4 protein-coding genes are annotated in these 2,700 nt (G+C 43.0%); 3 read left to right on the top strand and 1 reads right to left on the bottom strand.

The window, feature by feature from the left end; translation table 11 throughout:
* Positions 1 to 48 precede the first annotated feature (48 nt).
* The 3 genes from arsH to LC574_RS34760 all read left to right on the top strand — a co-directional run bounded on the left by arsH (position 49) and on the right by LC574_RS34760 (position 1,630).
* The gene (gene arsH / locus LC574_RS34750) at positions 49 to 714 is read left to right on the top strand and encodes an arsenical resistance protein ArsH (RefSeq protein WP_229458163.1); all 666 of its coding nucleotides are present in this window, start codon (positions 49 to 51) and stop codon (positions 712 to 714) included.
* A 13-nt stretch (positions 715 to 727) separates the two neighbouring features.
* Positions 728 to 1,294: a metal-dependent hydrolase gene (locus tag LC574_RS34755; RefSeq protein ID WP_267871783.1), complete on the top strand. Its 567-nt coding sequence runs from the start codon at positions 728 to 730 to the stop codon at positions 1,292 to 1,294.
* Between the two features lie 153 nt (positions 1,295 to 1,447).
* Complete coding sequence (locus tag LC574_RS34760) at positions 1,448 to 1,630, top strand: hypothetical protein (protein ID WP_229458165.1); 183 nt, start codon at positions 1,448 to 1,450, stop codon at positions 1,628 to 1,630.
* Positions 1,631 to 1,715: 85 nt separating this feature from the next.
* Here LC574_RS34760 and LC574_RS34765 read toward each other — a convergent pair whose 3' ends face one another.
* Complete coding sequence (locus LC574_RS34765; protein ID WP_229458166.1) at positions 1,716 to 2,522, bottom strand: hypothetical protein; 807 nt, start codon at positions 2,520 to 2,522, stop codon at positions 1,716 to 1,718.
* Between the last annotated feature and the right edge of the window lie 178 nt (positions 2,523 to 2,700).

Genomic DNA, 2,700 nt, shown 5'->3' on the forward strand with positions numbered 1-2,700 from the left:
GCTCTACGCTGATTTGTCCTAGCTATTAATCTGTATCCTGACATCTCTATGACGACATTTGACCATCCCCCTAGAATTTTGTTTTTGTATGGTTCTGTGCGTGAGCGTTCCTATAGCCGCCTCTTGGCTGAAGAAGCAGCACGCATTATTGAAGAGTTTAGGGCAGAGGTGAAGTTTTTTGACCCGCGTGAACTTCCAATTTATGGCAGCGTACCCGACACTCATCCAAAAGTACAGGAATTACGCGAATTAAGCCTGTGGTCGGAAGGGCAGGTCTGGTCTAGTCCAGAGTTGCACGGTCAGATTTCTGGCATTATGAAGAACCAAATTGACTGGATTCCTCTCTCGATTGGAGCCGTTCGCCCGACTCAAGGTAGGACTTTGGCTGTCATGCAAGTGAGCGGTGGGTCACAGTCTTTTAACGCCGTCAACACATTAAGAATTCTTGGACGCTGGATGCGGATGTTCACTGTCCCCAATCAATCCTCCGTTGCCAAAGCCTACCTTGAGTTCAATGAGGACGGCACTATGAAAGGTTCGCCCTACCGCGATCGCGTCGTGGATGTCATGGAAGAACTTTACAAGTTCACCTTGTTGCTACGAGACAAGGTGGACTACCTAACTGATCGTTATAGCGAACGCAAGGAGAAAGCAGCAAAACAAATGATTGAGGTAGCGAACAAAGCCTTAGAGATGAACACAAGCCAGAGTTAAATAGGCCAGTTACATGAACACCCCCTCCCACTTTCTCATGACAGCGGCTCTAGATAAGGCTTTAGTGCGAGTACCAATTGTTAAAAGTGCGTTTCTGCTTGGTTCTGTAGCTCCTGATATACCGCTTTGGGTTTTATCTATCAGCGGGGTTGTTTACTATCACTTCATTTTGGGTTGGAGTTTAGGAAACACTTCTCATCTGTTGTTTGACCAACTGTACTTTCATAACCCTGCTTGGATAGCACTCCATAATCTGCTACATGCCCCCGTGCTGCTTCTGCTTGGCTTAGGATTAGTCTGGCGACGCAGACGAAACATTGGGTCACGCGAGCGCTGGTTATTCTGGTTTCTATTAGCATGTCTATTCCATACTGTTGTAGACATCTTCACTCATGCCAATGATGGGCCACTGTTGTTTTTCCCTTTGGAGTGGAGCATCCGCTTTCATAGCCCAATTAGCTACTGGGACACGCGCTATCATGGACGAGAATTTGCACGATTTGAACAGGCTCTAAATACAGTACTGCTGGTCTATCTTCTAGCTTCACGTTTTTTCTTAAAACGCTCCAAACTTTGTTGAGGTAATTGCGCGCAATTTTATATAAATTTTTTAGTGAAGAGATTGAGTAAATCTTTAAAATCGTATACCAACAAATAACCGAATGTTGGTAAAACGATAAGAATCGGGGATAGTGGCGGTAACGCTAACTTTTGCTGCATCGAGTTTCGTCATATGTCTACACTGGATACCTTACCCGATCTCCAATTACCGAAAGTTGGTAAAATGGAAAAAGTGAGCCTGCTGTCTTCGGGTGCAAGTCGCCGAATCAACGCAGATATGAGGATGTGCGATCGCGGAAATATCTCTTCCCCTGTTTGGCTAAAACAGAGAAGTAAAAAGCTGAACCTTATATAAGGTAAGCTTTTTCAGTCTCTATTTCCGTTTTTGCAGTGATCTCGGCTCTATGCTAATTTTGTGTCGAGATTCCTATACACAATTATCACCGGATAACTAATATCCGTTGTCTAGCCCGTGAGCTAGAAACATAGTACAAACGATTAAACTCTCTAATCTTTGCCAGTACTGCCTTACTGTCATCTCCTCGTTCTGGATAAAGTCGCTTACTCAAATCTTGACCATCAATACCCGCTTCTAAGAAAGTGCTACCTTGGCTATTGTGAACAGTTAATGCAAAGCAGTTTCTGATGTTGGCAAACTGCTCTAAATGTTTGTAGTACTGCTTCCACAGAAAGGGATTACGCTTGGCACTTTTGAGTAAACGTTTGGTTTCTTGGTCAAATTGTTTTTGCTCATCTTCATGCAGAACATAGATTTGACGCACAATCCCTTCATCTGTCTCTACCTTTAACCTCCAAGTATTATAGTTGTTGTAACGATCGCCAAAGACATCTAAAACAGTAAACTCTGTAGATGTAGCAAGAATCGTAGTTTTACCATCAGGAGCCATCACAGGATCTCTGGTGATTAATCTCTCTCCAGGAATAAAGCGATTGATATTTTCACCATATAAATGTGTGCGAATCTGATGATTGTAAAAGTCAACTTGAGTATTAGTCCAGGACAAAATTCGGAAACAATCTGGGTTTTGAGCAAATTCTTTAGACATCTTTTTGCAGGCATAACGCAGCAAAGTTTGACGTTTAACTATCAGCGCCCCATTACTTTTATCAGGCAGATATTTGGCATAAGGCTCAAAAGGAAACTTGCTCTTAGTGACTGCATAGCGAGAAGCAGTGACAAACTCTAACAAAGGGCTACCAGTTCCCTGACGCACAACTTGAGTCAAAACTGCTTTATCTGGTACTTGACCAAACTGGGCCTTCTTACATCAATCTATTTGATGTTGTCTTTATTGATGAATGTTCCATGATTGGCAAACAACTCTGGCGCTGGATTGAGGATGTTGCTAACCAATCATCCACCTGGACAAAAATCAAAATTATTCTCATGGGCGACCCAGAGAT

It is taken from the genome of Nostoc sp. CHAB 5715 (assembly GCF_020829685.1).
Lineage (GTDB): Bacteria > Cyanobacteriota > Cyanobacteriia > Cyanobacteriales > Nostocaceae > Nostoc.